The sequence below is a fragment of the Sphingopyxis lindanitolerans genome (assembly GCF_002993885.1).
Lineage (GTDB): Bacteria > Pseudomonadota > Alphaproteobacteria > Sphingomonadales > Sphingomonadaceae > Sphingopyxis > Sphingopyxis lindanitolerans.
Map to the genome: position 1 here is coordinate 836,951 of NZ_CM009578.1, position 21,690 is coordinate 858,640.

The 21,690-nt window shown below is 66.8% G+C and carries 19 protein-coding genes; 5 read left to right on the plus strand and 14 right to left on the minus strand.

Translation table 11 applies throughout. From position 1 onward, the window contains the following. Positions 1–5 precede the first annotated feature (5 nt). Positions 6–1,379, minus strand: a complete 1,374-nt coding sequence (locus tag CVO77_RS03990; protein WP_105997998.1) for a phosphotransferase family protein — start codon at positions 1,377–1,379, stop codon at positions 6–8. Further along, the gene (locus tag CVO77_RS03995; RefSeq protein WP_105997999.1) at positions 1,376–2,422 is read right to left on the minus strand and encodes a DUF7065 domain-containing protein; all 1,047 of its coding nucleotides are present in this window, start codon (positions 2,420–2,422) and stop codon (positions 1,376–1,378) included. The genes CVO77_RS03990 and CVO77_RS03995 overlap by 4 nt, the downstream gene beginning before the upstream one ends. 180 nt (positions 2,423–2,602) lie before the next feature. Between CVO77_RS03995 and CVO77_RS04000 the strand changes: the two genes are divergently transcribed. Further along, positions 2,603–3,487: an SMP-30/gluconolactonase/LRE family protein gene (locus CVO77_RS04000; RefSeq protein ID WP_105998000.1), complete on the plus strand. Its 885-nt coding sequence runs from the start codon at positions 2,603–2,605 to the stop codon at positions 3,485–3,487. A gap of 19 nt (positions 3,488–3,506) precedes the next feature. On the opposite strand, the gene CVO77_RS04005 is transcribed toward CVO77_RS04000, so the two are convergent. From CVO77_RS04005 to CVO77_RS04045, 9 genes are all read right to left on the minus strand, one after another. Further along, positions 3,507–4,301: an SDR family oxidoreductase gene (locus CVO77_RS04005; protein ID WP_106000619.1), complete on the minus strand. Its 795-nt coding sequence runs from the start codon at positions 4,299–4,301 to the stop codon at positions 3,507–3,509. Between the two features lie 97 nt (positions 4,302–4,398). Further along, a complete protein-coding gene (locus CVO77_RS04010) occupies positions 4,399–5,778 on the minus strand; it encodes an amidohydrolase family protein (RefSeq protein ID WP_105998001.1) in 1,380 nt (459 codons plus the stop codon). Continuing rightward, positions 5,775–6,743 carry a CoA transferase gene (locus tag CVO77_RS04015; protein ID WP_105998002.1) on the minus strand — a complete coding sequence of 323 codons (969 nt, stop codon included), beginning with the start codon at positions 6,741–6,743 and terminating at the stop codon, positions 5,775–5,777. Before CVO77_RS04015 ends, CVO77_RS04010 begins: the two co-directional genes overlap by 4 nt. Further along, positions 6,740–7,741 (minus strand): enoyl-CoA hydratase/isomerase family protein, encoded by a 1,002-nt coding sequence (locus tag CVO77_RS04020; RefSeq protein WP_158257993.1) that lies wholly within the window; start codon positions 7,739–7,741, stop codon positions 6,740–6,742. Before CVO77_RS04020 ends, CVO77_RS04015 begins: the two co-directional genes overlap by 4 nt. Positions 7,742–7,802: 61 nt before the next feature. After that, the gene (locus tag CVO77_RS04025) at positions 7,803–9,116 is read right to left on the minus strand and encodes an amidohydrolase family protein (protein ID WP_105998004.1); all 1,314 of its coding nucleotides are present in this window, start codon (positions 9,114–9,116) and stop codon (positions 7,803–7,805) included. 146 nt (positions 9,117–9,262) lie between these two features. Further along, entirely contained in the window at positions 9,263–10,051 is a 789-nt protein-coding gene (locus CVO77_RS04030) for a FadR/GntR family transcriptional regulator (RefSeq protein WP_158257994.1), read from the minus strand. 112 nt (positions 10,052–10,163) lie between these two features. Then, positions 10,164–11,663, minus strand: coding sequence for a class I adenylate-forming enzyme family protein (locus CVO77_RS04035; protein ID WP_105998006.1), 1,500 nt, complete (start codon positions 11,661–11,663; stop codon positions 10,164–10,166). A gap of 12 nt (positions 11,664–11,675) precedes the next feature. After that, a complete protein-coding gene (locus CVO77_RS04040; protein ID WP_105998007.1) occupies positions 11,676–11,966 on the minus strand; it encodes a hypothetical protein in 291 nt (96 codons plus the stop codon). A 4-nt stretch (positions 11,967–11,970) separates the two neighbouring features. After that, on the minus strand, positions 11,971–12,777 hold the full coding sequence (locus CVO77_RS04045; RefSeq protein ID WP_105998008.1) for an enoyl-CoA hydratase-related protein: 807 nt from the start codon (positions 12,775–12,777) through the stop codon (positions 11,971–11,973). Positions 12,778–12,881: 104 nt separating this feature from the next. Between CVO77_RS04045 and CVO77_RS04050 the strand changes: the two genes are divergently transcribed. From CVO77_RS04050 to CVO77_RS04060, 3 genes are read left to right on the plus strand one after another with little or no spacing between them, the layout of a single operon-like run. Next, positions 12,882–14,372 (plus strand): class I adenylate-forming enzyme family protein, encoded by a 1,491-nt coding sequence (locus CVO77_RS04050; protein WP_105998009.1) that lies wholly within the window; start codon positions 12,882–12,884, stop codon positions 14,370–14,372. A 58-nt stretch (positions 14,373–14,430) separates the two neighbouring features. Then, entirely contained in the window at positions 14,431–15,231 is an 801-nt protein-coding gene (locus CVO77_RS04055; RefSeq protein WP_106000620.1) for an enoyl-CoA hydratase/isomerase family protein, read from the plus strand. A gap of 40 nt (positions 15,232–15,271) precedes the next feature. Beyond that, on the plus strand, positions 15,272–16,102 hold the full coding sequence (locus tag CVO77_RS04060) for a coniferyl-alcohol dehydrogenase (RefSeq protein ID WP_105998010.1): 831 nt from the start codon (positions 15,272–15,274) through the stop codon (positions 16,100–16,102). 135 nt (positions 16,103–16,237) lie between these two features. Here CVO77_RS04060 and CVO77_RS04065 read toward each other — a convergent pair whose 3' ends face one another. From CVO77_RS04065 to CVO77_RS04075, 3 genes are read right to left on the minus strand one after another with little or no spacing between them, the layout of a single operon-like run. After that, positions 16,238–17,473: a CaiB/BaiF CoA transferase family protein gene (locus tag CVO77_RS04065; protein WP_106000621.1), complete on the minus strand. Its 1,236-nt coding sequence runs from the start codon at positions 17,471–17,473 to the stop codon at positions 16,238–16,240. 49 nt (positions 17,474–17,522) lie between these two features. Beyond that, positions 17,523–18,728, minus strand: coding sequence for an acyl-CoA dehydrogenase family protein (locus tag CVO77_RS04070; protein WP_105998011.1), 1,206 nt, complete (start codon positions 18,726–18,728; stop codon positions 17,523–17,525). After that, complete coding sequence (locus CVO77_RS04075) at positions 18,728–19,840, minus strand: acyl-CoA dehydrogenase family protein (protein WP_105998012.1); 1,113 nt, start codon at positions 19,838–19,840, stop codon at positions 18,728–18,730. The genes CVO77_RS04070 and CVO77_RS04075 overlap by 1 nt, the downstream gene beginning before the upstream one ends. A gap of 203 nt (positions 19,841–20,043) precedes the next feature. Here CVO77_RS04075 and CVO77_RS04080 point away from each other — a divergent pair, with 203 nt between their 5' ends. After that, positions 20,044–21,672 carry an AMP-binding protein gene (locus tag CVO77_RS04080; protein ID WP_105998013.1) on the plus strand — a complete coding sequence of 543 codons (1,629 nt, stop codon included), beginning with the start codon at positions 20,044–20,046 and terminating at the stop codon, positions 21,670–21,672. Positions 21,673–21,690: the final 18 nt, after the last annotated feature.

Consider the following 21,690-nt stretch of genomic DNA (forward strand, 5'->3'; position numbering starts at 1 on the left):
CCGGTTCAGGTGAGGGGAAGAAAGCGCGCGCCGCTGAGCCCGCCCATCGCGTCGGCCATCAGCGCCGCATCGCGCGCAACCCGTGCATGCGCCAGCCGCACCGCGTCCACCCGCGGCATGGCCCCGGCGAACACCGCGTCGGCGAAAGCCTCGCGCGCCGCGGCGAGGGTGGCGTGGATTTGGCCGAGCGCGGCGTCGAGTTCGGCGCGTTCGGCCGCCTCGACCGCCGGACCATAGCGCGCCAGCGCACGCCACCATTTGACCAGCCGCGCCAGCCCCTTGGCCTTGGTGTCGGCCTGTTGATCGCTCAGCCGCGGCACGATGACGTCGCGCAAATCGTTGAGCGCGACGGTAAAGCTGTGATCGTGCGGCGCGGGCGGTACGTCGGGCAGGACGACGGGCGCCAGCGCGATCCCGTTTGCCTCGGCCAGCGCTTCGGCCAGCACACGGCGGTGGATGAGCGAGAAGATCATGTTCATGCCGAGGTTCGGCGGCGGCGGGGCCGACGGATCGTCATAGCGGCCGCCCCGCGCGAACCCGGCCTGAAGCAGCAGTCGCCAGAAACGGACGCGATCGAGATCGACCTTCCCCCCGCCCGCCTCCTCATAAGCGGCGAAGGCGGCGGGGAGCGGGATGAACGGCTGGAACAGGGTGCGCAGGCAGATCATCGCCATATCGGCCATCGGATCGCCGATATGGACAAGCTCCCAATCGAGCAGCGCGGTCACCCGGTCCCCCTGATACAGGAAGTTCCCCGGCCCGGCATCGCCATGGACGATCACCTGATGGTCGGGTTCGCGGGGAATATTGTCGGCGATCCAGTCGGCCGCGAGGCGGAGCAACGGGTCGCGCGTGCCGCCGCGCTCGCTCGCGGTACGGATCGATTTCAACCGCCGCTCTACCTGATCGCGGATCGGCACCGGCCCGCCCAGTTCGGGCACCAGCGCCGGATCGGCGGCGTGGAGCCGCGCGAGCTGCGCCATATAATCGGCACCGACCGATGCCTTCTGATCGGCGTCCTTGATATGGTCGAACCGCGCCTCCCCCTCGACCCGCCCCGCGACCAGCGCGCGCTGTTCGGGGATCGCGGCGATGAAGGGAGCGAGGCGCAATCCGGACGCGCTGCCCGTCTGCGACAGGCCCCTGACGACCGCCGCTTCGCGCAGGAAGGCCGCATCGTCGCCCGCCCCCGCGCGGTGAACGTCATAATTCATATAGGCCTCGCATGCGCGGCCATCGGGCCAGGCGAGGCTGAGTTCGGCGCCTTCGCGGCTCGCCCCACCGCCGCCGCGCGGACGCACCGCGACGATGCGGGCGCCGCTCGCGCGTTCGACATCGGCGGCGAGGCCCGGCGGCAACAGATCGGCGGGTGCGGTCATCGTGCGCCCCGCAGCGCGTCGAGCATGCGCGGAAAATGTCCCGCGCCGATCCAGACATCCTGATCCTCGCCCCAGCCGACCTTGCCGTCAAATTCCCAGCGCATCAGCTGATACATGCCGCCGTCGCGCAGGCGGCTGAGGCTGATCCCCTCGGCCTCCATCGTGCGGCCGGTGGTATCGGCCAGATCGACGAGCATATGGCTGTTCCAGCCGCCGACCGGGTCGCGGAAATTGAGCATCCGCGACCGCGTCTTGTCGAGCGGCTGGAAGACGCCGTCCTTGAGCAGCCAGCCGGTGTTCATCGGCGCCCAGCCGCTGGCGTCGGCATCCTGCATCCGCACGAACCCCAGGAATCCGGTCTGAAAATCCTCGCTATGACCATAGATATATTCGATCCGCCCGCGCCCGCGCTCGCGTTCGATCTGGCGCCACAGCGGTCCGCCGGGATGCTTGACGCGCTGCGCGTCGGCGGGATGCTTTTTGCGGCTCTTTTGATAGGGGCCGCCGCGCGGCCCCCAGGTGCGGTCGCGGACGCCGACGCCGTCGATCGCGATCGTTTCGCCGTGCAGGCGCAGCGTCCCCTCGACATGGCCAAGCTGGTCGAAATGCGGCGTCTGCATGAATGGCGGCTCGCCGGGCTCGAAACGGTGTGGGCGATGCACGCCGGTGTGGACGAAATCCATCGCGAAGCCGCGCGCCGGGTCCGAATAGCCGAGCTGATATTTCATCCCCGGTTCGAGCATCTTCAAACTATAGCCGCCGCCGGGGAAGCTAATGTCGGTCAGGTCGGGATCGCCGGACATCGGCGCCTCGTCGACCTTGCGATAATAAGCGAGATCGGTCGGCGACATGCCGCGGTCGTCCCACACGAACACGCGCCAGGTGCACGTCTTGCGGTTCGGATAATATTGATTGTGGATCCAGCCGCCCATCTTGCGTTCGGGAATGTTGAACGACCACCAGTTGGTTTCCGTCTCGTACGGATCGTCGGACAGCTTGTGGTAGAAATCATCTTCCGCCGTGAATATGAGATGCTGCGACATCGGGTCTCCCTCGCGCCCCTTTTTGGGTTTGTCTCCCGCTTTCATAGCAGCACCGACGACCGGGTCTGCAATGGAAATGGTTGACCAACATATATTACCTAGTGCAACTTCTTCATAGACGTGGGCCGTCGCTTGTCAACGCGGGCGAAGGCCGCCACCTTGCTATCGGGAGCCATCGCCATGCAGGACGCCAGCCCGGCCGCCGCGCCGGATTATGACGTGATCGCCGACGGACTCGCCTTTCCCGAAGGGCCGGTCGCGATGGCCGACGGGTCGGTCATCGTCGTCGAACTCGCCGCGGGGCGGATCACCCGATGCTGGAACGGCCGCACCGAAGTGGTCGCCGAACCGGGCGGCGGCCCCAACGGCGCCGCAATCGGTCCCGACGGCGCGCTCTATGTCTGCAACAGTGGCGGGATCGACCTGGTGCGACTGCAAAATGCGACCGGCCCCGGCAACGAGGGCCGGATCGAGCGGATCGACCTGGCCACCGGCAAGGTCGAGCGCGTCTATGAGCGTGCGGGCGACATTCCGCTCTCCGCCCCCAATGATCTGGTGATCGACGAACAGGGCGAAATCTGGTTCACCGATCTTGGCAAGCATTATGACCGCATCCACGAACAGAGCGCGCTGTTTCGCGCCGCGTGCGACGGGTCGGCGATCGCCGAAGTGTATAAGGGCGAATCCTATAACGGCGTCGGCCTATCGCCCGACGGGCGGTGGGTCTATGTCGCCGACACGCATCAGGCCCGGATATACCGCTTCGACCGCGACGCCCCCGGGGCGCCACATTTCGTCGCGACCGTTCCGGGTCCAGTGGGCCTCGACAGTCTCGCGGTGACCGCCAGCGGGAATATCTGCGTCGGCCGTATTCACGAAGGCGGGATCGCGACCGTGACGCCCGGCGGCGCGGTGTCGGCCGTCGCCTTTCCCGATCCGTTCACCACCAACATCGCCTTTGGCGGGTCCGATATGCGCAGCGCGCATATCACCTTGTCGGCGACCGGCCGCCTGATCCGCACGACATGGCCCGAGGCCGGGCTGCGCCTGTGCCATAACGGCTGAGGCGCGCCACCCGCGCCGGTTATTTCGGCGGCATGCGGATCGCGCCGTCGAGGCGGAAATTCTGGCCGTTGATATAGGAGTTGCGAACCATTTCGAGCACCAGGCTGGCGAATTCCTCCGGATGACCGAGGCGCTTGGGAAAGGGGACCGATTTCGACAGGCCCTCAAAGATCGCCGGGGCGCGCTCCTTCGCCATCAGCATCGGCGGGGTAGCGAAAATCCCCGGCATGATCGAATTGACGCGAATGCCGAGATCCATCAGGTCGCGCGCCATCGGCAGGACCAGGCCGTTGACCCCGGCCTTGAGCGATCCATAGGCGACCTGGCCGATCTGCGCGTCCTGCGCCGCGGCCGAGGCGGTCAGCAGGATCGTGCCGCGCTCGCCGTCTTCATTTAGCGGATCGGCTCCCGCCATGCCGAGGGCCGCGATCGAGGCCAGGCGATAGCTGGCGATCAATATGCCCTGAGCAGAAAAGGCGTAATCCTCGCTCGACAGGCGCTTGAAGCCGCCGGTTTCCTTGTTGAAGGAAACGGTCTTGCCGCCCTTCGAAATCTGCGCGCAATGGACCAGAATGCGTTCCTGCCCGTTCGCGGCGCGCGCGGCGTCGAAGCCGGCGACGACGCTGTCCTCGCTGGTGATGTCGACCTTGCAGAACAGTCCGCCGATCGCCGCCGCGACGGCCTGTCCCCCCGCTTCGTTGACATCGAAAATGGCGACGCGCGCGCCCGCGGCGGCCAGTGCCTCGGCGCTCGCGCGGCCCAGCCCCGAGGCGCCGCCGGTGACAATTGCTGCAACAGTCTGGTCGATCTTCATCGCGTCCCTCCAAAGCGGAAGGTTCATCCTGCCGCTTATAACATAGTCTACCTAGTATAATATCAAAGCAGGCGAAAGAGGCTTTTGAACGCCCGATTCAATGGGCGATATGAACCGGCTTCCCGCCAATGATCGTCGCCATGACGCGATCGGCGCTGAGGTCGGCGAGCACATCGCGATAGCCGCCGCGCAGCAGGATGAGGTCCGCCGGTTCGCCCACAGCAAGCCGCCGCTGGCGATCGGGCGCCTCGCCATGCCCCCAATAAAGGGCAAGCGCGCGATCGGCGGACACCCTCTCCTGCGGCGACAGCGATGCCCCCGACGCGGCCCGCCGGCTGGTCGCCGCGCGCATCCCGGCCCAGGGATCGACCTGTCCATAGGGCGCATCCGACCCCGCGACGAGAGCGACCCCGGCGTCGATCAGGCTCGCGGCGCGATAGAGGTCGGGCCATTCGGCTGCGGGAATTTCGGCGCGATAGCGGTCGCCGCGATCGGCGATGAAGACCGGATTGGTGGCGACGATCAGCCCCATGGCGGCGATGCGGTCGATCAGCGCCGCGGGGATGACCCCGCCATGTTCGATCCGGTCGCCGCATCGCGCGCCGCCCGCCGTATCGAGCGCCGCGAGATAGAGCAGCAATTCGATGAGGGTAACGCAGTGCGCGGCGACGCTGCGCCCCGCGGCGCGCGCCGCGACGATGCGCCCGGCCAGTGCGTCGACGCCGGGCGGTGCGCGTTCGTCGATCAACAGCTTGAGCGGGCCACGGCGATAACCGGCGCCTTCGCCCAGCCGCTCCGATCCCATCAGCACCAGATGCTGCGGCAGCGCGCCCGCGAGGTGCGCCTCGCCCAGCGTGTGCGCCATCGCGGGGCCATTGGTCGCGCCCGCGTCGGTCAACCCCGTGACCCCCAGCGCGGCCAAGTCGCGCCCCAGCGCCGCAAAGTCGATCGCCTGGCGCGGGACATGCGCGCCGAGCCACGCATCCTCGCGCCAGAAGCGCCCCGTCGGACGGCCTTCGCCGTCGCGTTCGCAGCCTGGCGGCCGCGGCGCGTCGCCCAGCACCGCAAGCGCGCGGCGATTGAGCACCCACAGCGCGCCGGTGCGATCCTGCAACCGCATCGCATGGTCGGGGCACCAGCGGTCGAGGTCGGAGGCGTCGGGCAAACCCGCCGCGCGCTCGTCATAGCCGACCGCGCGCAACCAGCTCCCGAGCGGATGTTGTGCGGCAAAAGCGGCGACCGCCTTCACCACCTCCTCGCCGTCGATACAGGGCGCGAGATCGAGCGACGCGCGCCGCGCGCCAAGCGCCGCGATATGCAGATGATGATCGTGGAGCCCCGGCAGCAAGGTCGCACCATCGCCGTCATATTCGACAAAGCCCCTGCCGTCCGCCTGCGCCACGATCAATCCGTCGCGGATCGCCATGTCGGTCAGCGCACCGCCAAAGGGCCGCACCTGCCGCAGAATCAGGTTCACGGCTCCAGCCGCCGGGCATAGCCGCGCGCGACGCGCGCAAGGCTGATATCGAGCAGCACCGGCTCGTTGAGCGCGCCGCCCGCGCGGCGACCGGCGAGGGCGGCGAGGACCGAGCGCGCCGCCTCGATGCCGGTGAGCGGGTCGGCGACGGCGTCGCCGGTCAGCTCGGGCCTGCCCCCACGCCATGCAACGAGCCCGCCGGCGACGGCGCAATCGTCGCCGAAGCCGACGCGCTCGGCGGCGCGTCCCGAAAAGCCATAGGCCGTCACCGCGACCCAGATGAGGCGGGGATGACGGGCGAACAGCGCTTCCGGCGTCAGGCCGAGGCGGCCGAGCGCCGCGGGCCGCGCGCTGGTGACCAATATATCGGCCGCGGCGATGCGATCGAGCAATCGGGCGCGATCCGCCGCGCGGCGCAGGTCGAGCGCCAAATGCCGCTTTCCCGCGTTGATCCGGCGGTCGAGACCCGGCGACACGCGCGGCGTCGGGTCGGGCCGCCCGATGCTGTCGATGCGCAGCACCTCGGCCCCCGCGCGCGCCAACAGCCCGGCGCACAGCGGCCCCGCCCACAGCGCCGACATGTCGATCACCCGCGACCCCGCTGCCGATGGCGTCCCGTCAAACTCGCCGTCGAGCGCGGTCGCCTCGTGGACCTCGCCGAGCCGCGCGACCGGCATGTGAAAGGACAAAGCGCGGTCATAAATCGCCCCGCCCCCTTCGTCGGCGATCGCGTGGGCAAGCGCATCCCAAGGATCGCCGCTGCGCCCGGTGAGGGCGGGAATCAGGTCGCGATCGTCGCCGCGCGCGAGGTTGAAAGCATAGGCGCCATCGGCGGCGTGCAGGACACTGCAACGCGCAACCCCACCGCCCGGCAGGTCGCGCGCGAGCAAATCGGCGGCGCGCAGGCTGCCAAGCCCCAGCACCAGAGCACGGCTTTCGACCAGTTCGACCAGCCCCGCAATCATGACTCGATCCGGTGGAACAGCCCCCAGGTCTGCGCGGTCGTGGCGGGCAGCCGAAAGGCGCCGAGCGCGAGCCACATCAGCCGGTGCCGGCCGATCGCGCGGCCAAGCGTGACGGTTCCGCCCGCACCGGGAACGAGCCCCATGCGCAGTTCGGGAAGCTGGACGAAGCTGCCCCGGCGCGCGACACGGTGCGCGGCGGCGGCGGCGATTTCGATCCCCGATCCGATGCACGCGCCGTGGACGCGCACCGTCGCGCGATCGCCGAGCGCGATCAGCAGGCGCGCCGCGCTGCGCATCGTCCGGATCGCATGCGCGAGCGCGAGGTCGGGCGCGGTGCCGAATTCGGGAAGATGGCCGCCGGTGGAAAAGCATGGGCCTTCGGCGTCGAGCGTGACGGCGGGGCCGGTCGGATCGTCGCAGATGCTGCACAGCGCCTCGAACAGCGCGTCGCGCATCGGCGCGGTCATCGCGTTGCGGTTCTCGGGCGATGCCAGCGTCAGGCGCACCGCATCGCCGTCGCGCGCATAGCGCACCGGCGCAGGCGCGGTGCGATGGTCGGCGCCCGGCGCGCAGCCGGACCGCCAACGCGCGAACTCGCCGCCCGCCAACAGCGTCGAATAGCCAAGCGATTCCATTTCGAGCGCCGCTTCGGCGGGCAGCGTCTCGCCAAGGCGCAGCAGGCGCGCGAAGATGTGGCACGCGATCGGCGCGCGCCGCGCCGTTTCAGCGACGCTTGCAAGCTGGCCGTCGAGACGCGGGGCGGCGACCGTAACCCACGGCGCGGGCGCATCCACCGCTGTCGTGATCAGCGTATCGAACGTCGCCGGATCGGCGTCGGGCAATCGCCCCTCGCGGTCGATCCCGACCCGGATCGACCAGGGCGCGCCGTCATCCGCCGGTTCGGAGGCGTCGCACAGCCGCAGCGGCCCGTCACCGAGGACCGAGGCGGCTTCGGCTCCGATCAGGTCCAGCGTGGCGATCGTGGGTGGCTGGGTCATATCGCTCCGGGTGAGGTCGGGGGAGACCAGCTTCGGCCTCATCCCCGATCTACCGCAATCGTCAGGCCGAAGCGAACATCCGCTGGATTTCGCCCGATGTTACCGGGCGGCGCGCCTGGCCGACCACATCCATGCTGTCGGTCTTGAGCCCGCCAAGACCGTGGCGCGGCGAGACATCGACATGCTTGCCGAGTTCGCGCAGGTGACCGACGGTGCAATTCGCCCGGCCGCCGAGCGCGTTGATCGGGTCGAAGCTATATTCGCGCATCACATTCTGGTGCGTGATCTTGTCGATCGTCGCCCGCGGAAGCGCGTTGACCGACGCCCACAGATATTCGGGAACATTGGGCCACACCGTATCCGAATGCGGATAATCGCATTCATAGGCGACCATGTCGGCATTCAGATAGTCGAGGTTCTTGATCCCGAACTGATCGTCGATGAAACAGCAGATGATGTGCCGCTTGAACAGGTCGCTGGGACGTTCGCCGTTGAAATCGGAAAAAGTCCATTCGTGATGATGCTCGAAGGTGAAGTCGGCGCGTTCGAGGAAATAGGGAATCCAGCCGATACCGCCTTCGGACAACGCCATGCGCAATTCGGGATAGCGTTTCCAGAAGCTGGCGAAGGTCCAGTCGGCCGCCGAGTTGGCGATCGTGATCGGCATCGCGGTGATCCAGGCATCGATCGGGCTTTCGTTCGACGGGTGCATCGCGCGGGCGCCGGTGCCGATGTGGCAGTTGATCACCATCCTGTATTCGACGCAGGCCTTCCAGAAGGGCTCCCAATATTCATTATGGATGCTGGGCAGCCCGATCTGAGCCGGATTGTCGGAAAAGGACACGGCATGGACGCCGAGCGCGCTCATCCGCTTCATTTCGGCCAGCGTTTCGGTCATGTCCCACACGGGCAGGATGATCATCGGGATGAAACGGCCGGGCGCCGACGCGCACCATTCCTGGACGTGCCAGTCGTTCCAGGCGCGCACCGCGAGCAGCGCCTCGTCCGGCGCCTTGGTCGCGGCCGCGATGAAGGTGCCGCCCGCGAAACCCGGCATCGTCGGAAAATTCAGCGAGGAGAGAACGCCGTTCGCATTCATGTCGTCGACGCGCGCGACCGGATCGAAGGTGCCGGGGCGCAACTGGTCGTAACGTGTCGGTTCCATGCCATATTCGGAGCGCGGACGGCCGACCACGGCGTTGAGACCGATCGTCGGATAGATGGTGTCGTTCCACAGCCACACGTCCTGACCGTTGCGGTCGATGATGCGCGGCGCATGGTCGCGCTGGGCGGCGGGATAGTGCCGGATGAACGCTTCGGGCGGCTCCACCGCATGATCGTCGATGCTGATGACGACCATATCGTTCATTTCCATGGCGGTTCTCCTCACATATTCGCCCTAAAACTGACGTATCGTCAGTTTATACCTGCTTGCGAAACGAAGCAAGCGCCTAATCGCCTATCCGTTTCGATGCTAATGACTGATATTAAAAGGCTTTTTTAGAATCGATGCCACGCGGATCAATCGCTGATCGAATCCACCACGCGCTCGCCTTCGCCCTTGCCGGCCCAGGTCGCATTCGCATTGTCCAGATGCAGGCGCCAATGGGCCACCGCTTCCTCCACCGCACCGGCGTCGATCAGGGTGACGAGCTTTTCATACGAACGCAGCCCGGTGCGGATGATCTTGATCCGGGTCTCATGCTTGCGCGGAGTCCGGCGTCGGTAGTCATTCTGGTGATTCTGGACGAGGTTGAGCAGCATGCGATTCATGAAGGACAGCGTCTTGTTGCCCGTCGCCTCGACCAGCGCCTGGTGAAAGATCGCGACGCAATCGATGAACTCGTCATAGCTTTCTTTTTGGAGCAGTGTCGCCATGTGGCGCAGCAGCATGCGCAGATTTTCCATGCCCGGGGTCTGCCCCTTGGCGGTGGCCAGCCAGCGCACCACGGTCGGCTCGATCGCGAGGCGCGCCTGGTACAGATCGGCGATATTCGCGCCCTGCGACTGAAGAACATAGCCGGCATAGCGCGTGAATTTGTCGACCGATGGCTTGTGGACGGCCGCGCCGGTGCGGGCGCCACGCGCCACGCTGATCAGCCCTTCGGCCTCGAGGATGCGGAACGCCTCGCGCAGCGTCGGCCTTGAAATACCCAATGTCTCCATCAGGATTCCCTCGGGGGGCAGGTTGGACCCTTCGTCGAGCTCGCCGCGCACGATCTGGGCGCGAATTTGATCGGCGACCAGTTCGCTGGTCTTGGGAACCCGGATACGCCCCGTTGGCTGGCTGCCGCCTTCCTGAAGGAACATGTCGAATAGATGCCTTGCAACCATAGTGGCGAATCCAGCCCCCGTTTTGAACAACTCGTCTGCAATGATGGCCGAGCAGGCCTGCATTGCCAATGATTATCGCCAAGCGGCGTCAGCTCGCCATCCGCTCGCGCAACTCGCGGCGCAGCAGCTTGCCCATCTCGTTATAGGGCAACGAGTCCATGAAGGTGACATGGTCGGGGACCCGCGACGACCGGAGCCGATGCCGGATCAGCCGCTTCAATTCCTCCGCCTGCGGTGCGTCGCAATCCGGGCGCACGACGATGGCAACCCCGATCGCCTCGCCCCATTCGACGGACGGCACAGCAACGGCCGCCGCATCGGCGATCGCAGGGTGAGTCAACAGCACATCCTCGATCTCGCCGGGCGAGATATTTTCCCCGCCGCGCACGATCACATCGTCGGCGCGGCCCGACAGGAACAAATATCCCTGCTCGTCGAGATAGCCGGCATCGCGGGTCGGGAACCATCCGTCGGCATCGAGCGCCGAGCGCTCGCGATATTCGCCCGACACCTGCGGCCCGCGCACGAATATCTCGCCCGCCTGACCGGCCGGCATCGCTTGCCCGTCCTCGCCGCGAATTTCGATCTCGACGCTGGGCAAGGGGCGGCCGACCGACGCCAAGCGCCCCCGCACCCGGGGGTCGGACGATTTCTGCGCGAGGCGGTGGTCTTCGGGGCCAAGCAGGGCAATCGTCGAGCTCGTCTCGGTCAAGCCATAGGCGTTGGTGAAATCGACCGCGGGGAACCGATCGAGCGCACGCACGATCAGCTCTTGCGGCATTTTTCCGCCGCCATAGGCGATCGCGCGCAGCCGCCGCGGATCCGCCCGGCATCCCTTTTCTACCGCTTCGACGATGCGGCTCAGCATCGTCGGGACGACAAAGGCGTTCGTTACCCCCTCCTCCGCGGCGAGGCTCAGCCAGGCGTCGGGGCAAAAGGCGGGCAACATCACGATACAGCGCTGGGCGTAGATGGACGACAGCACCGCGGCGATCCCCGCGACATGATAGGGCGGCACCGAAACCAGCGCCGCATCGCTCTCGTCAGCGCCGCCGAATTCGACGGTGTCGAGGATATAGGAAACCAGATGGGCGTGCCGCAAAATCGCGGCCTTGGGCGCCGATGTCGTGCCGCTGGTGAAGAGCTGGACGGCGATGTCGGCGTCACCGGCCGCGGCGGCCGCATCCTCCGCCGCATCGGCTGCCAACGCCGCGGCGACGAAATCATCGCGGGAAAAGGCGATAGACCCGCCTTCGGCGTCGAGGCGCGTGACACGGCCCCGATCCCCGATGATGACCGCCGGGGCAATCCGCGCCGCGAGGGTCGCCAGATCGACATCGGCCAGTCGATAGTTGAGCGGACAATAGGGCACACCGGCGAGTGCCGCGCCGAACAGCGCGATCACCGACGCGGCGCTGCTTTCGTCGAGAAGCCCGACACAGTCGACGCCGCTGTCCGCGATCACCCGCCCCGCGCCGCGCGCCGCCGCCAGGAGCTGGGCATAGGTCCAGCGCCTGCCGTCGCACGCGAGAGCGATGCGATCGGGGGCGGTGTCGGCCGCCATTTCGAGAAGCAGGGCGATGTTCATCGGGGTCTTCGCTCAATCCGACGCGGGGAGCGGTTTGGCTTCCTTGACGATCAGCGCGGCGCCGTCGAGCGTCGGCGTCCCTTTGCCCGCCTTGACGCAGAGCAGCTCCACCGTTCCCGCGACGTCGACATAGCGCTTGCCCGTCACGGTCCCGCCCGCGAGCGCGGCATCAGGCTCGGCGGAGCCAGCATCGGCGCCCTCGCCCATCGGCGCGCCGCCGCAGCCGACCTCGCCCCGTCCGTAGCGGACCACCACGAACTCGCCGGTGCAGACAAGGCTTTTCAAACGCGTGCCAGGCTTCATCGCATCAATCCTCGTCACCGTTTCTAGTCTCATCATTCTTGCGCTTTTCGCGCCGGGCCAAAGCCGAACCGTGGGTCGAAAGGCCCATGTTGAGCGCTTCGGCATCCAGCGCCGCTTCGAACGCCCAGTCTTCGGCATTGTTCAGATTCTGCTTCATGTAGCGATAGCCGATTCGCGGGCCGTCGGCGAGTCGCCGGGCCGCCGACAGCGTTTCGCCGCGCAGCGCGTCATCGTCGAAAAGGCGCGTATAGATGCCCTTGGCGAGCGCGGCTTCGGCCTCGAGCTTTTCGCCCAGCAGGAACATTTCGCGCGCCGCGCCGGTGCCCAATATCTTGCTCCAGAACCAGGTCGATCCGAAATCGCCCCCCGCGCCGATGCGATCGAACGCCGGAAAGAAGGTCGCCGAACGCGCCGCGAAGCGAAGGTCGCAGGCCCCGGCGATCCCGATGCCGGCACCCGCGACCGGGCCGTTGACCATCGCGATCGTCGGCTTGGACATTTCGTGGAGCAGGCGCGAGGTTTCCATGAAGCCGCGCAGCCGAGTGAAACTCTGTTCGACGCGGCCGCCCGCGGCGGGCGCCGCTTCGCCGCGCTCGCTGGTGGCCGCGCCCTTCAGGTCGCCGCCCGAGCAAAAGCCGCGCCCCGCCCCCGTCACCACGACACAGCCCACCGACGCATCGCGTGCCGCATCGGCACAGGCGTCGGCAAGCGACTCCATCAGTTCCTGATTGAGCGCGTTGAGACGGTCGGGGCGGTTGAGCGTGATCAACCGGACGCCCCCATCTTCTTCAACCAGCAGTTCGTCGGCCATTCCCCACCCCATGTTTCAACGGCAATGCCGTACGATGTCGGCTTGCATTAGTTGTATAACTAGGTAATAGATGATTGATCGTGTGACAAGGGAAAAGGATGGCAATGAGCGACGTTCGCAGAATCAGCGACGCCCTGAAGGTACGAGCCCAGAATCAAGCGAATGCCATCGCCCATGACGACACGCGGCGGACCCTGAGCTTTGCCGAATGGGATCGCGAGGCCGACGAAATCGGCGGCGGCCTGGTGGCGGCGGGCCTGCGTCCGGGCGATCGGGTGTTCCTGCCGATCAGCAACAACCACGCGATCGAAATGGCGGTCGCGGTCTTTGCCGTCTTCCGCGCGGGCGGGATCGCCTGTCCGATCAACACGCGCCTCAGCACGGCCGAGGTGCGCGATTTCGCGGCGCTGGTCGAACCGCGTTTCTGTATCACCGATGCGCCCGACCTCGCCGCGGCACTGGACCTTGCCGGATGCTGGACGGTCGATGCCATGCCGCGCGACCTGGCCGCGCTTCCCGATCAATCCGCGCTCGACCCCACCGCCGATGCCGAAATATTGGGCACCTCCGGAACGACCGGCACGATCAAGGGCGTCGTCGTGTCGCATCCCGACCTGGTGGGTGGACTGACGGGCCTCGAAATGGATCGGTCGCGGTCGACGCTCAATGCGCTGCCGCTGACCGGATCGGGCGGCAATCTGGGCATCGTGATGCTGCCCGTGCGCGGCGGCGCGACCGCGATCACCCAGCCCAAATTCGACCCCAAGACCTTTCTCGACCTAGTTCGCGCGAAGAAGCCCAACCTCGTTTACCTGGTTCCGTCGATGCTGCGGCTGATCCTCGACCATCCCGATGCCGCCGCTTATGATTTCGACGGCGTGAAATATCTGATGACCGGCACCGCGCCCCTGCCCAATGATTCGGTGCGGCGCGCGCTGGCGAACTGGCCGCACCTTAGGATCCGCAACTCCTATGGCATGTCGGAGGGTGGCATCGGCGTCGGCACCACCAGTAACGACCAGGTGCTCAAGCCCGGCTGCGTCGGCAAATTGCCCCCGCACATGGAATTGCGCGACGAGGACGGCAAGGTCGTCACCACGCCCGGCGTGGTCGGCGAAATCTTTGGCCGTCAGAAGCATCCGCGACGCTATTGGAACGACCGCGAAGCCACCGAGGCGAGCTTCACGGGCGGCTGGACGCGAACCGGCGACCTTGGTTATGTCGATGCCGACGGCGATCTGATCATGGCGGGTCGATCGAAGGAATTGATCATCCGCGGCGGCTATAACATCACGCCGCTCGAGATCGAGACCGCGCTTCATCGTCACCCCGCCGTGCAGCAGGCGGCGGTCGTCGGCGTTCCGCACGAGGTGCTGGGCGAGGATATCGCCGCGGCGGTGACGCTGCGCCCCGGCGCCGACGCGACGGTCGATGCGATCCTGGCCTTTTGCCGCGAGCATCTCGCCGACAACAAGGTGCCGCGCACGCTGGTGATTTTCGACGAATTGCCGTTCAACCCGAATGGCAAGGTACTGAAGAAGGAACTGGTTGCGCCGCTTTCGGATGCGGCGCAGCAAAGGCGGCGCGCGGGGTGATCCCGCACGCGCCGGACACCATGCCGGAAGCCATGGCGAACAAGGGAAGAATGCCGTCGTGACATATCAAACCATCCTCGTCGATATCGCCGATCATGTCGCGACGATCACGATCAACCGCCCCGATGCGATGAACAGCTTCACCTTCGACATGGTGCGCGAATTCGAGCATCTGTGGCGTGCGCTGGGCGACAATGACGATGTCCATTGCTGCGTCTTGCGCGCCGCGCCGGGCCGCGCCTTTTCGACCGGCGCCGATGTGAAGGCCCCGCGCGAGCCGGGGCGGCAACTCGTCGATCTCGACAATATCTGGCATTGCGAGGATCCGGGCCGCTACCTCGGCCCCAAGTCGATGAATTGCTGGAAGCCCGTGATCGCCGCGGTCCACGGCATGGCCGCCGGCGGCGCCTTTTACTGGCTCAACGAATGCGACATCGTCATCTGTTCGGACGATGCGACCTTTTTCGACCCGCATGTCACCTATGGCATGACCTCGGCGCTCGAACCGATCGGCATGACCTACAAGATGCCGCTCCAGGATGTGCTGCGGATGGTGCTGCTCGGCAATGACGAGCGCGTATCGGCGGAAACCGCGCGGCGCATCGGCATCGTCAGCGAGGTCGTGTCGCTCGACATGCTGTGGCCGCGCGCCGCCGAACTCGCGGCGATCGTCGCGGCCAAGCCGCCTGCCGCCACCGCCGGTTCGGTCAAGGCGATCTGGCAGAGCCTCGACCTACCGCGATCGGTCGCGCTGATGCAGAGCCTGAAATATTGCCAGATCGGCAACCCGGTCGGAATTCCGCAGGTCGATCGCGCGGCGCTGATGAGCGACAAGGCCAAGAAATATACGATCCGGTGAGGCCGCGGCGGACGCTGGAAAAATGATGGAGGGGAAGACTATGTCGAACGGTGCATGGAGTTACGAGGGCAAGCGCGTCGCGATCGCCGGTTGCCATTCGGGCATGGGGCTGGTGGTGGCCGAAACGCTGGTCGAGCTGGGCGCCGAAGTGCATGGCGTCGATATCCGCCCCTGCCCCGCTGCCATCGCCTCATTCCACACCGTCGACCTGACCGACTGGCGGGCGATCGACGCGGCGGTCGCGGCGATCGGCGGCGAGATCGACGCGCTGTTCAACTGCGCGGGGCTGCCGCAGACCTTTCCCGCGCGCGACGTAGTCCGCGTCAATTTCATGGGGCTGCGCCACTGGACCGAGCAATGGCTGCCGCGGATGAAGGCGGGGAGCGCGGTGGCGACCATCTCGTCGCTCGCGGGCATGGGCTATCTCCAGAATATCCCGCAGTTGCGCGAAGTCATCGCGCTCGACAGCGAAGCCGCGCTGCTCGACTGGATCGACGCTCACCCGGCCGAAATCGCCGACGGCTACGGCTATTCCAAACAGCTTTTGAACGCCTGGACCCAGATCATGGCGGTCGAGTACGCACCCGCCGGAATCCGTTTCAACGCGACGATGCCGAGTCCGACCCAGACTCCGATGATTTCGGCGTTCGAGGAGGTCGCGGGCGCCGCCTTGCTCGACGCCTATTGCGCGCCGACCTTCCGGCGATCGACGGCGGCGGAGCAGGCGCTGCCGATGGTCTTTCTGAACAGCGATGCCGCCGCCTTCGTCAGCGGCGTGTGCCTTCCCGTCGACGGCGGCTTTCATGGGGGCGTGTTCAGCGGTTCGATCGACGTCGCGGCGCTGATGGCGAAGGCGATGGGGGGAAGCTGAGCTTCAACAACTTATCCGTGTGTCCCCGCGAAGGCGGGGACCCATCTCCTGCCGGCTCAAAATGGCGCCGACCGGTGATGGCCCCCCGCCTTCGCGGGGGCACACTGCCTTTTTACTGGATGACTGAACCCAGCCCTAGGCGATCGCGCCGATCATCTTCAATTGCTCGATCCGGTCCCAGTCGATGCCGAATTCCATCAGCACCAATTCGGTATGTTCCGACGCCTGCGGCGCGCGGGTGGTGGTGACGCCCGCATGGTCGAATTGCACCGGATTAGCGACCAGCCGGATCGGTGCGCCGCCATCGGCGCTTTCGACCTCGAAGATCAGGTCGTTGGCGAGCACCTGCTCGTCCGACGCGACGTCGTAGACGGTCTGATAGGGCGACCATTGCCCCTTCAGAGTCTTGAGCCTGCCGATCCAATAGTCGAAACTCTCGCGCCGGAACGCGGCCTTCACCGCTTCATAGGCGGCGCGCGCGTTTTCAGGCTGCATCAGCGCCTGATCGGTCGCGAAGCGCGGGTCCGACGCCAGGTCGGCGATACCGAGATGCTCGAACGTATCGCCGATATAGGGGCCGGGCTTGAGAATGGTGAGGTTGATGTGGCCGCCGTCGGCGGTCTCGAACAGACCGACCAGCGGATTCGATCCGACGCTGCTCGTGCCCGGCATCGCGGCGGCGAACGGGTCGCGATCGAGCTCCATCGCCACATCGATGCTGCACGCGGTCGCCCAGATTCCCGACGACAGCAGCGAAACATCGACCTCGGTCGCCTGGCCGGTGCGTTCGCGGTGGAACAGCGCCGCGGCGATGCCGCCCGCCAGGTTCATGCCGCCGATCGTGTCGCCATAGGCGGGGCCAGGCTGGAGCAAAGGTCCGCCGATTTCCTTTGGCGCGACGAGCTTCGCCGAGCCGCCGCGCGCCCAGAAAGCGGTCGAATCGAACCCGCCCTTTTCGCGCTCGGGCCCCTTGTCGCCGAATGCCGAGCCGCGCGCATAGATGATGTCGGGATTGGCGGCGCGGATATGCTCGATATCGATCTTCAGCTTCTGCCGTTGCTGCGGCAGATAGTTGGTCAGAAACACATCGCAGGATTTCGCGAGTTCATAGATCAGCGCCTGCCCCTCGGGGGTCGACACATCGACGCCGACCGAGCGCTTCCCCCGGTTGGGATGCTGCATCAGGCTCGACCGGTCGGGATTGACCGCGAGGCGCTGCAGCATCTGGATTCCGCGCTGGGCATCGCCGCGCACCGGATGCTCGATCTTGATGACCTCGGCGCCCCAGTCGGCAAGCACCCCGCCCGCCATCGGTACAAAGGTGAACTGCGCCACCTCCAAAATCCGCACGCCTTCCATCACTCTGGTCAAGATCGCCTCCCTTGGCCGCATCGGCGGCCCTTGTTTTCCATATCGCGGTTCAAACGAGCTGATCGAACGGGATATCCTTGTCGGCGCGCACCTCGCCCGGCATGCCAAGGACGCGTTCGGCAATCTGGTTGCGCAGCACCTCGTCGGCGCCGCCGGCGATCCGCATCACCGACGACCAGATATAATCATAGTGCAGGGCCGCGGTCTCCGGGTCGTTTCCGGACGACGCGATCGCGCCATAGCCGCGCCATTCCATCGCCAGACCGAGCGCCTGTTGCTGCCGGGTCGCATAGGCGAGCTTGATCATGCCCGCGAGCGCACCCGGATTTTCGCCGCGCGACACCATGGTGCGCAGCCGCGCCTCCAGATATTTGGCGCCGCGCTCCTCGGCCAGCGCCTGCGCGAAGGCCAGTTGCGCCGCCTCATTGGCCAGCGTGTCGGGGCCGGAGGTCGCCGCGACATAGTCGATCAGCGGTTCGATCCGCCCCTTGCTGCCGCTGCCCGACCCGAGCCGCTCGCCCATCAGCACCGTCATGCAGCACGCCCAGCCTTCGCCCTCGGCACCGATGCGGTTCGCGTCGGGGATGCGGAGATCGACGAGGAAGGTTTCGTTGAAGTCGGACGCGCCCGAGATCTGGCGGATCGGGCGCACGTCGATACCGGGCGACGCCATGTCGATGACGAAGAAGGTCAGCCCCTTGTGCTTGGGCAGCCTGGGGTCGGTGCGGACGACCAAAATGCCCCAGTCGGCCTCGTGCGCCCAGCTCGACCATAGTTTCTGGCCATTGACGACCCAATCATCGCCGTCGCGGACCGCCTTGGTGCGCAGGTTGGCGAGGTCGGACCCCGCCGAAGGCTCCGAAAACAGCTGACACCAGACAATCTCGCCCTTCAGCGTCGCCTCGACGAAGCGCGCGCGCTGTTCATCATTGCCGTGGCGGCCGATCACCGGGATCGCCATGCCCAGCCCGATCGCGGTATAGGCGCCGCGCGGCACCGCATAGCGCGCCTCTTCCTCGGCAAAGATCACGCCTTCGATCGCCGTCCCGCCCTGCCCGCCGAGCGCGCGCGGCAGAGTGATCCCCGCATAGCCGCCGTCATACAGCGCGCGCTGCCATGCGCGGCCGCGTGCGACCTGCTCCTTGTCACTGAGCGCCACGCCTTCGGCCAGCGCATGCGCGGGCGCATGGGCGGCGAGCCAGTCGCGCACCCGCGCGCGATAGGCGGCTTCTTCGGGGGAATCGTTGAAATCCATCAGGCAACCCCTGGCTGCGGCGCGGCGCGGTGGGCGATCAGGCGCGCCGCCCAATAAGGCCGTTGCCCAAGGATCAGCGCATGCAGCCGCTCGCGGCGATAATAGAAATGGCAATTGCCCTCGAACGTATAGCCGATGCCGCCATGGACCTGGAGATTCTCGCGCGCCGCCCTTTCGAACGCGCCGATCGCGGTCAGGCGGGCGCAGGCGGCGGCGGCGGGCAGTTCGGCGGGCGCATTATCCGCGGCCCAGGCGCCGAACCAGGCGTTGGAGCGCGCCAGTTCGACCTGGACCGCGATGTCGGCAAGCTTGTGCTTGATCGCCTGATAGCTGGCGAGCGGGCGCCCGAAGATCCGGCGCTCGGCCGCATAGGCGAGCGCCATGTCGAGACAGGCCTGCGCGCCGCCGACCGCCTCGAACGCCGCGACGATCGCGGCGCGGTCGAACAGCCGCGCGAGCGCGCCCGGCGACGCCGACCCGGCCAGCCGTTCGGCCGGCGCATCATGAAAATCGATCCGATAGTGCGGGCGGAGCTGGTCGAAGCTTTCGAGGCGCTCGCGTTCGACGCCCCTCGCTGCCGGATCGACCGCGACGATCACGCACGCGCCCGCTTCGTCGCACGCCGTGACCAGCAACAGCGACGCGACACCGGCGTCGGCGACGGGGATTTTGGTTCCCGACAGGCGCCCGTCGGCATAGCGCAGCGCCGGCTGCGTAAAGCCCGCCCTCTCCTCGGAATAGGCCAATGCGGCGACGCATGTTCCCGCGGCGATACCGGGCAGCCAGCGCGCGCGCTGGTCGGCGTCGCCCATCGCGGCGATGGCATCGGCGGCAAGGACGATCGACGACAGGAACGGAACGGCGGCATTCGCACGCCCGATCTCTTCGGCGATGATACCAAGGTCGAGGGCGCCCAGGCCCAGGCCGCCGTCGGCTTCGGGAATCGCGGCGCCGAGGAAGCCGACCTGCGCCAATTGACGCCACAGCGGCTCGTCCCACTCGTCCCCCGCCCCGATCAGCGCGCGCAGGCGGTCGGGCGTCGAGCGTTCGGAAAACAGGCTGCGGGCCTGCTCGGCGAGCATGCGCTGCTCATCCGATAATTCGAAATTCATCCAAGCCTCTCAACGCCGGGCTTTGCCCAACATAGGTAACCACGATAGATATCTCAATTTGCCCTTTCGCATCGCCCTCGTCAAGAGCGCGCGGTACCCAACATAGCATAATAAGTATACTATGTTGGGATTGCACATCGGCGACAGGGAGCGCTAGAGAGGTGCCGGTCCGCCGCCGGTTCGGCAAGAGGAAAAGGGAAACGATGATCGTGACGCAAGAGGATGCCATCGCGGCGCGGGATATTCCCGCCGACCTGCTCGCGACCTGGAGCGCGGAAGGCTTTCATCACGCCCGGTCGCTCGCCGAGACGATGGCGCGCGCGGCGCACGACCATGGCGACGCCGAGTTTCACGTCCTCGCCGAACACCGCCCGACCATCGACAGCCTCGCCGCGATCCATCGCGCCGGGTTGAAGCTCGCGGGATCGCTCGAACGGCTCGGGGTCGCGCGCGGCGACGTCATCGCGATGCAGATGTCGAACTGTGCCGAGAATGCGATCATCTTTCAGGCCGCGGCGGCGCTCGGTTGCCCGATTCTGCCGATCGTCCATATCCTCGGCCCCGCCGAACTCTCCTTCATCCTCAACGACAGCGGCGCGCGCATCTTCTTCACCCCCGATCATTGGAAGGCCATCGACTTTCTCGACCGCGTCCGCCGCATCGATCCGCGTCCCCCCGCGATGCAGCATATCGTCGTCGGCGACACTGCGCCGCCGGGGTCGCTGCTGTGGCGCAACCTTCCGTCCGGGCCGCTGACGCCGCGATCGGTCGCTGCCGACGAAACCGCGCTGCTGCTCTATACGTCGGGGACGACGGGCCGGCCGAAGGGCGTGTGCCACAGCGCGCGCACGATTCACGGCGAGCTTGCCGCGCAATCGCGCCACCGGGCAGAGGGCGGCACCTGGCTGGGTCCGTGGCCTTCGGGGCATATTGCGGGCACGCTCAGTATTCTCGGCCATGCCCTGCTTGGCCGGACGACGGTCGTGATGGAAAGCTGGGACGCAGCGGTCGCGGCCGAGCAGATCGAGCGGCATGCGATCGAACAGACCTCGGGCACGCCCTTCCACCTGTCGGGCCTGCTCGAAGCCGCCACGCGCGACGGCCGGTCGCTCGCGAGCCTGCGCCAATATGTCATCGGCGCGACCACGGTGCCCGCGACATTGGTCGCGCAGGCCGAAGCGGCCGGCATCCGCTGTTGCCGCTGCTATGGATCGACCGAAATGCCCTCGATCACCCAGTGCGAACCCGAAGACCCGCTCGAACGCCGCCTGACCACCGACGGTCGGCCCACCCCCGGCGCCGAGGTTCGCATCGTTGACGATGGCGGCCGCGACGTGCCGACCGGCACCGCCGGGGAAGTCGCCGTCCGCGGACCCGAACGCTTTACCGGCTATCTGCGGGTCGAGGACAATGACGACGCGTTCCTGCCGGGCGGCTGGTTCCTGACCGGCGATATCGGCGTGCTCGACGGCGAAAATTATCTCGCCATCACCGATCGCAAGAAGGACATCATCATCCGCGGCGGCGAAAATATCGCCTCGCGCGAAGTCGAGGATCTGCTGCTCGCCGTCGACGGCATCGCCGAAGTCGCGGTGGTGGGCTGGCCCGACCCCCGCCTCGGCGAAAAAATCTGCGCCGTGATCGTCGCCAGGGATGGGGCCACACCGCCGAGCATCGCGACCATCGCCGCCGCCTTTCAGAAGATCGGCATCGCACGGCAGAAGACACCCGAGCATGTCGTCCTCGTCGAGGCGCTTCCCCGCAATGCGTCGGGCAAAGTGCTGAAAGCCGAGTTGCGGCGGTCGCTCCGCGGCGACGGGCCGCTTGCGTGAACGTGCGCGTCGTCTACA

Coding starts and splice junctions, on each gene's coding strand:
- CVO77_RS03990 (WP_105997998.1), bottom strand. CDS start 1,379: ATGACCGCACCCGCCGATCTGTTGCCGCCGGGCCTCGCCGCCGATGTC.
- CVO77_RS03995 (WP_105997999.1), bottom strand. CDS start 2,422: ATGTCGCAGCATCTCATATTCACGGCGGAAGATGATTTCTACCACAAG.
- CVO77_RS04000 (WP_105998000.1), top strand. CDS start 2,603: ATGCAGGACGCCAGCCCGGCCGCCGCGCCGGATTATGACGTGATCGCC.
- CVO77_RS04005 (WP_106000619.1), bottom strand. CDS start 4,301: ATGAAGATCGACCAGACTGTTGCAGCAATTGTCACCGGCGGCGCCTCG.
- CVO77_RS04015 (WP_105998002.1), bottom strand. CDS start 6,743: ATGATTGCGGGGCTGGTCGAACTGGTCGAAAGCCGTGCTCTGGTGCTG.
- CVO77_RS04020 (WP_158257993.1), bottom strand. CDS start 7,741: ATGACCCAGCCACCCACGATCGCCACGCTGGACCTGATCGGAGCCGAA.
- CVO77_RS04025 (WP_105998004.1), bottom strand. CDS start 9,116: ATGGAAATGAACGATATGGTCGTCATCAGCATCGACGATCATGCGGTG.
- CVO77_RS04030 (WP_158257994.1), bottom strand. CDS start 10,051: ATGTTCCTTCAGGAAGGCGGCAGCCAGCCAACGGGGCGTATCCGGGTT.
- CVO77_RS04035 (WP_105998006.1), bottom strand. CDS start 11,663: ATGAACATCGCCCTGCTTCTCGAAATGGCGGCCGACACCGCCCCCGAT.
- CVO77_RS04040 (WP_105998007.1), bottom strand. CDS start 11,966: ATGAAGCCTGGCACGCGTTTGAAAAGCCTTGTCTGCACCGGCGAGTTC.
- CVO77_RS04045 (WP_105998008.1), bottom strand. CDS start 12,777: ATGGCCGACGAACTGCTGGTTGAAGAAGATGGGGGCGTCCGGTTGATC.
- CVO77_RS04050 (WP_105998009.1), top strand. CDS start 12,882: ATGAGCGACGTTCGCAGAATCAGCGACGCCCTGAAGGTACGAGCCCAG.
- CVO77_RS04060 (WP_105998010.1), top strand. CDS start 15,272: ATGTCGAACGGTGCATGGAGTTACGAGGGCAAGCGCGTCGCGATCGCC.
- CVO77_RS04070 (WP_105998011.1), bottom strand. CDS start 18,728: ATGGATTTCAACGATTCCCCCGAAGAAGCCGCCTATCGCGCGCGGGTG.
- CVO77_RS04075 (WP_105998012.1), bottom strand. CDS start 19,840: ATGAATTTCGAATTATCGGATGAGCAGCGCATGCTCGCCGAGCAGGCC.
- CVO77_RS04080 (WP_105998013.1), top strand. CDS start 20,044: ATGATCGTGACGCAAGAGGATGCCATCGCGGCGCGGGATATTCCCGCC.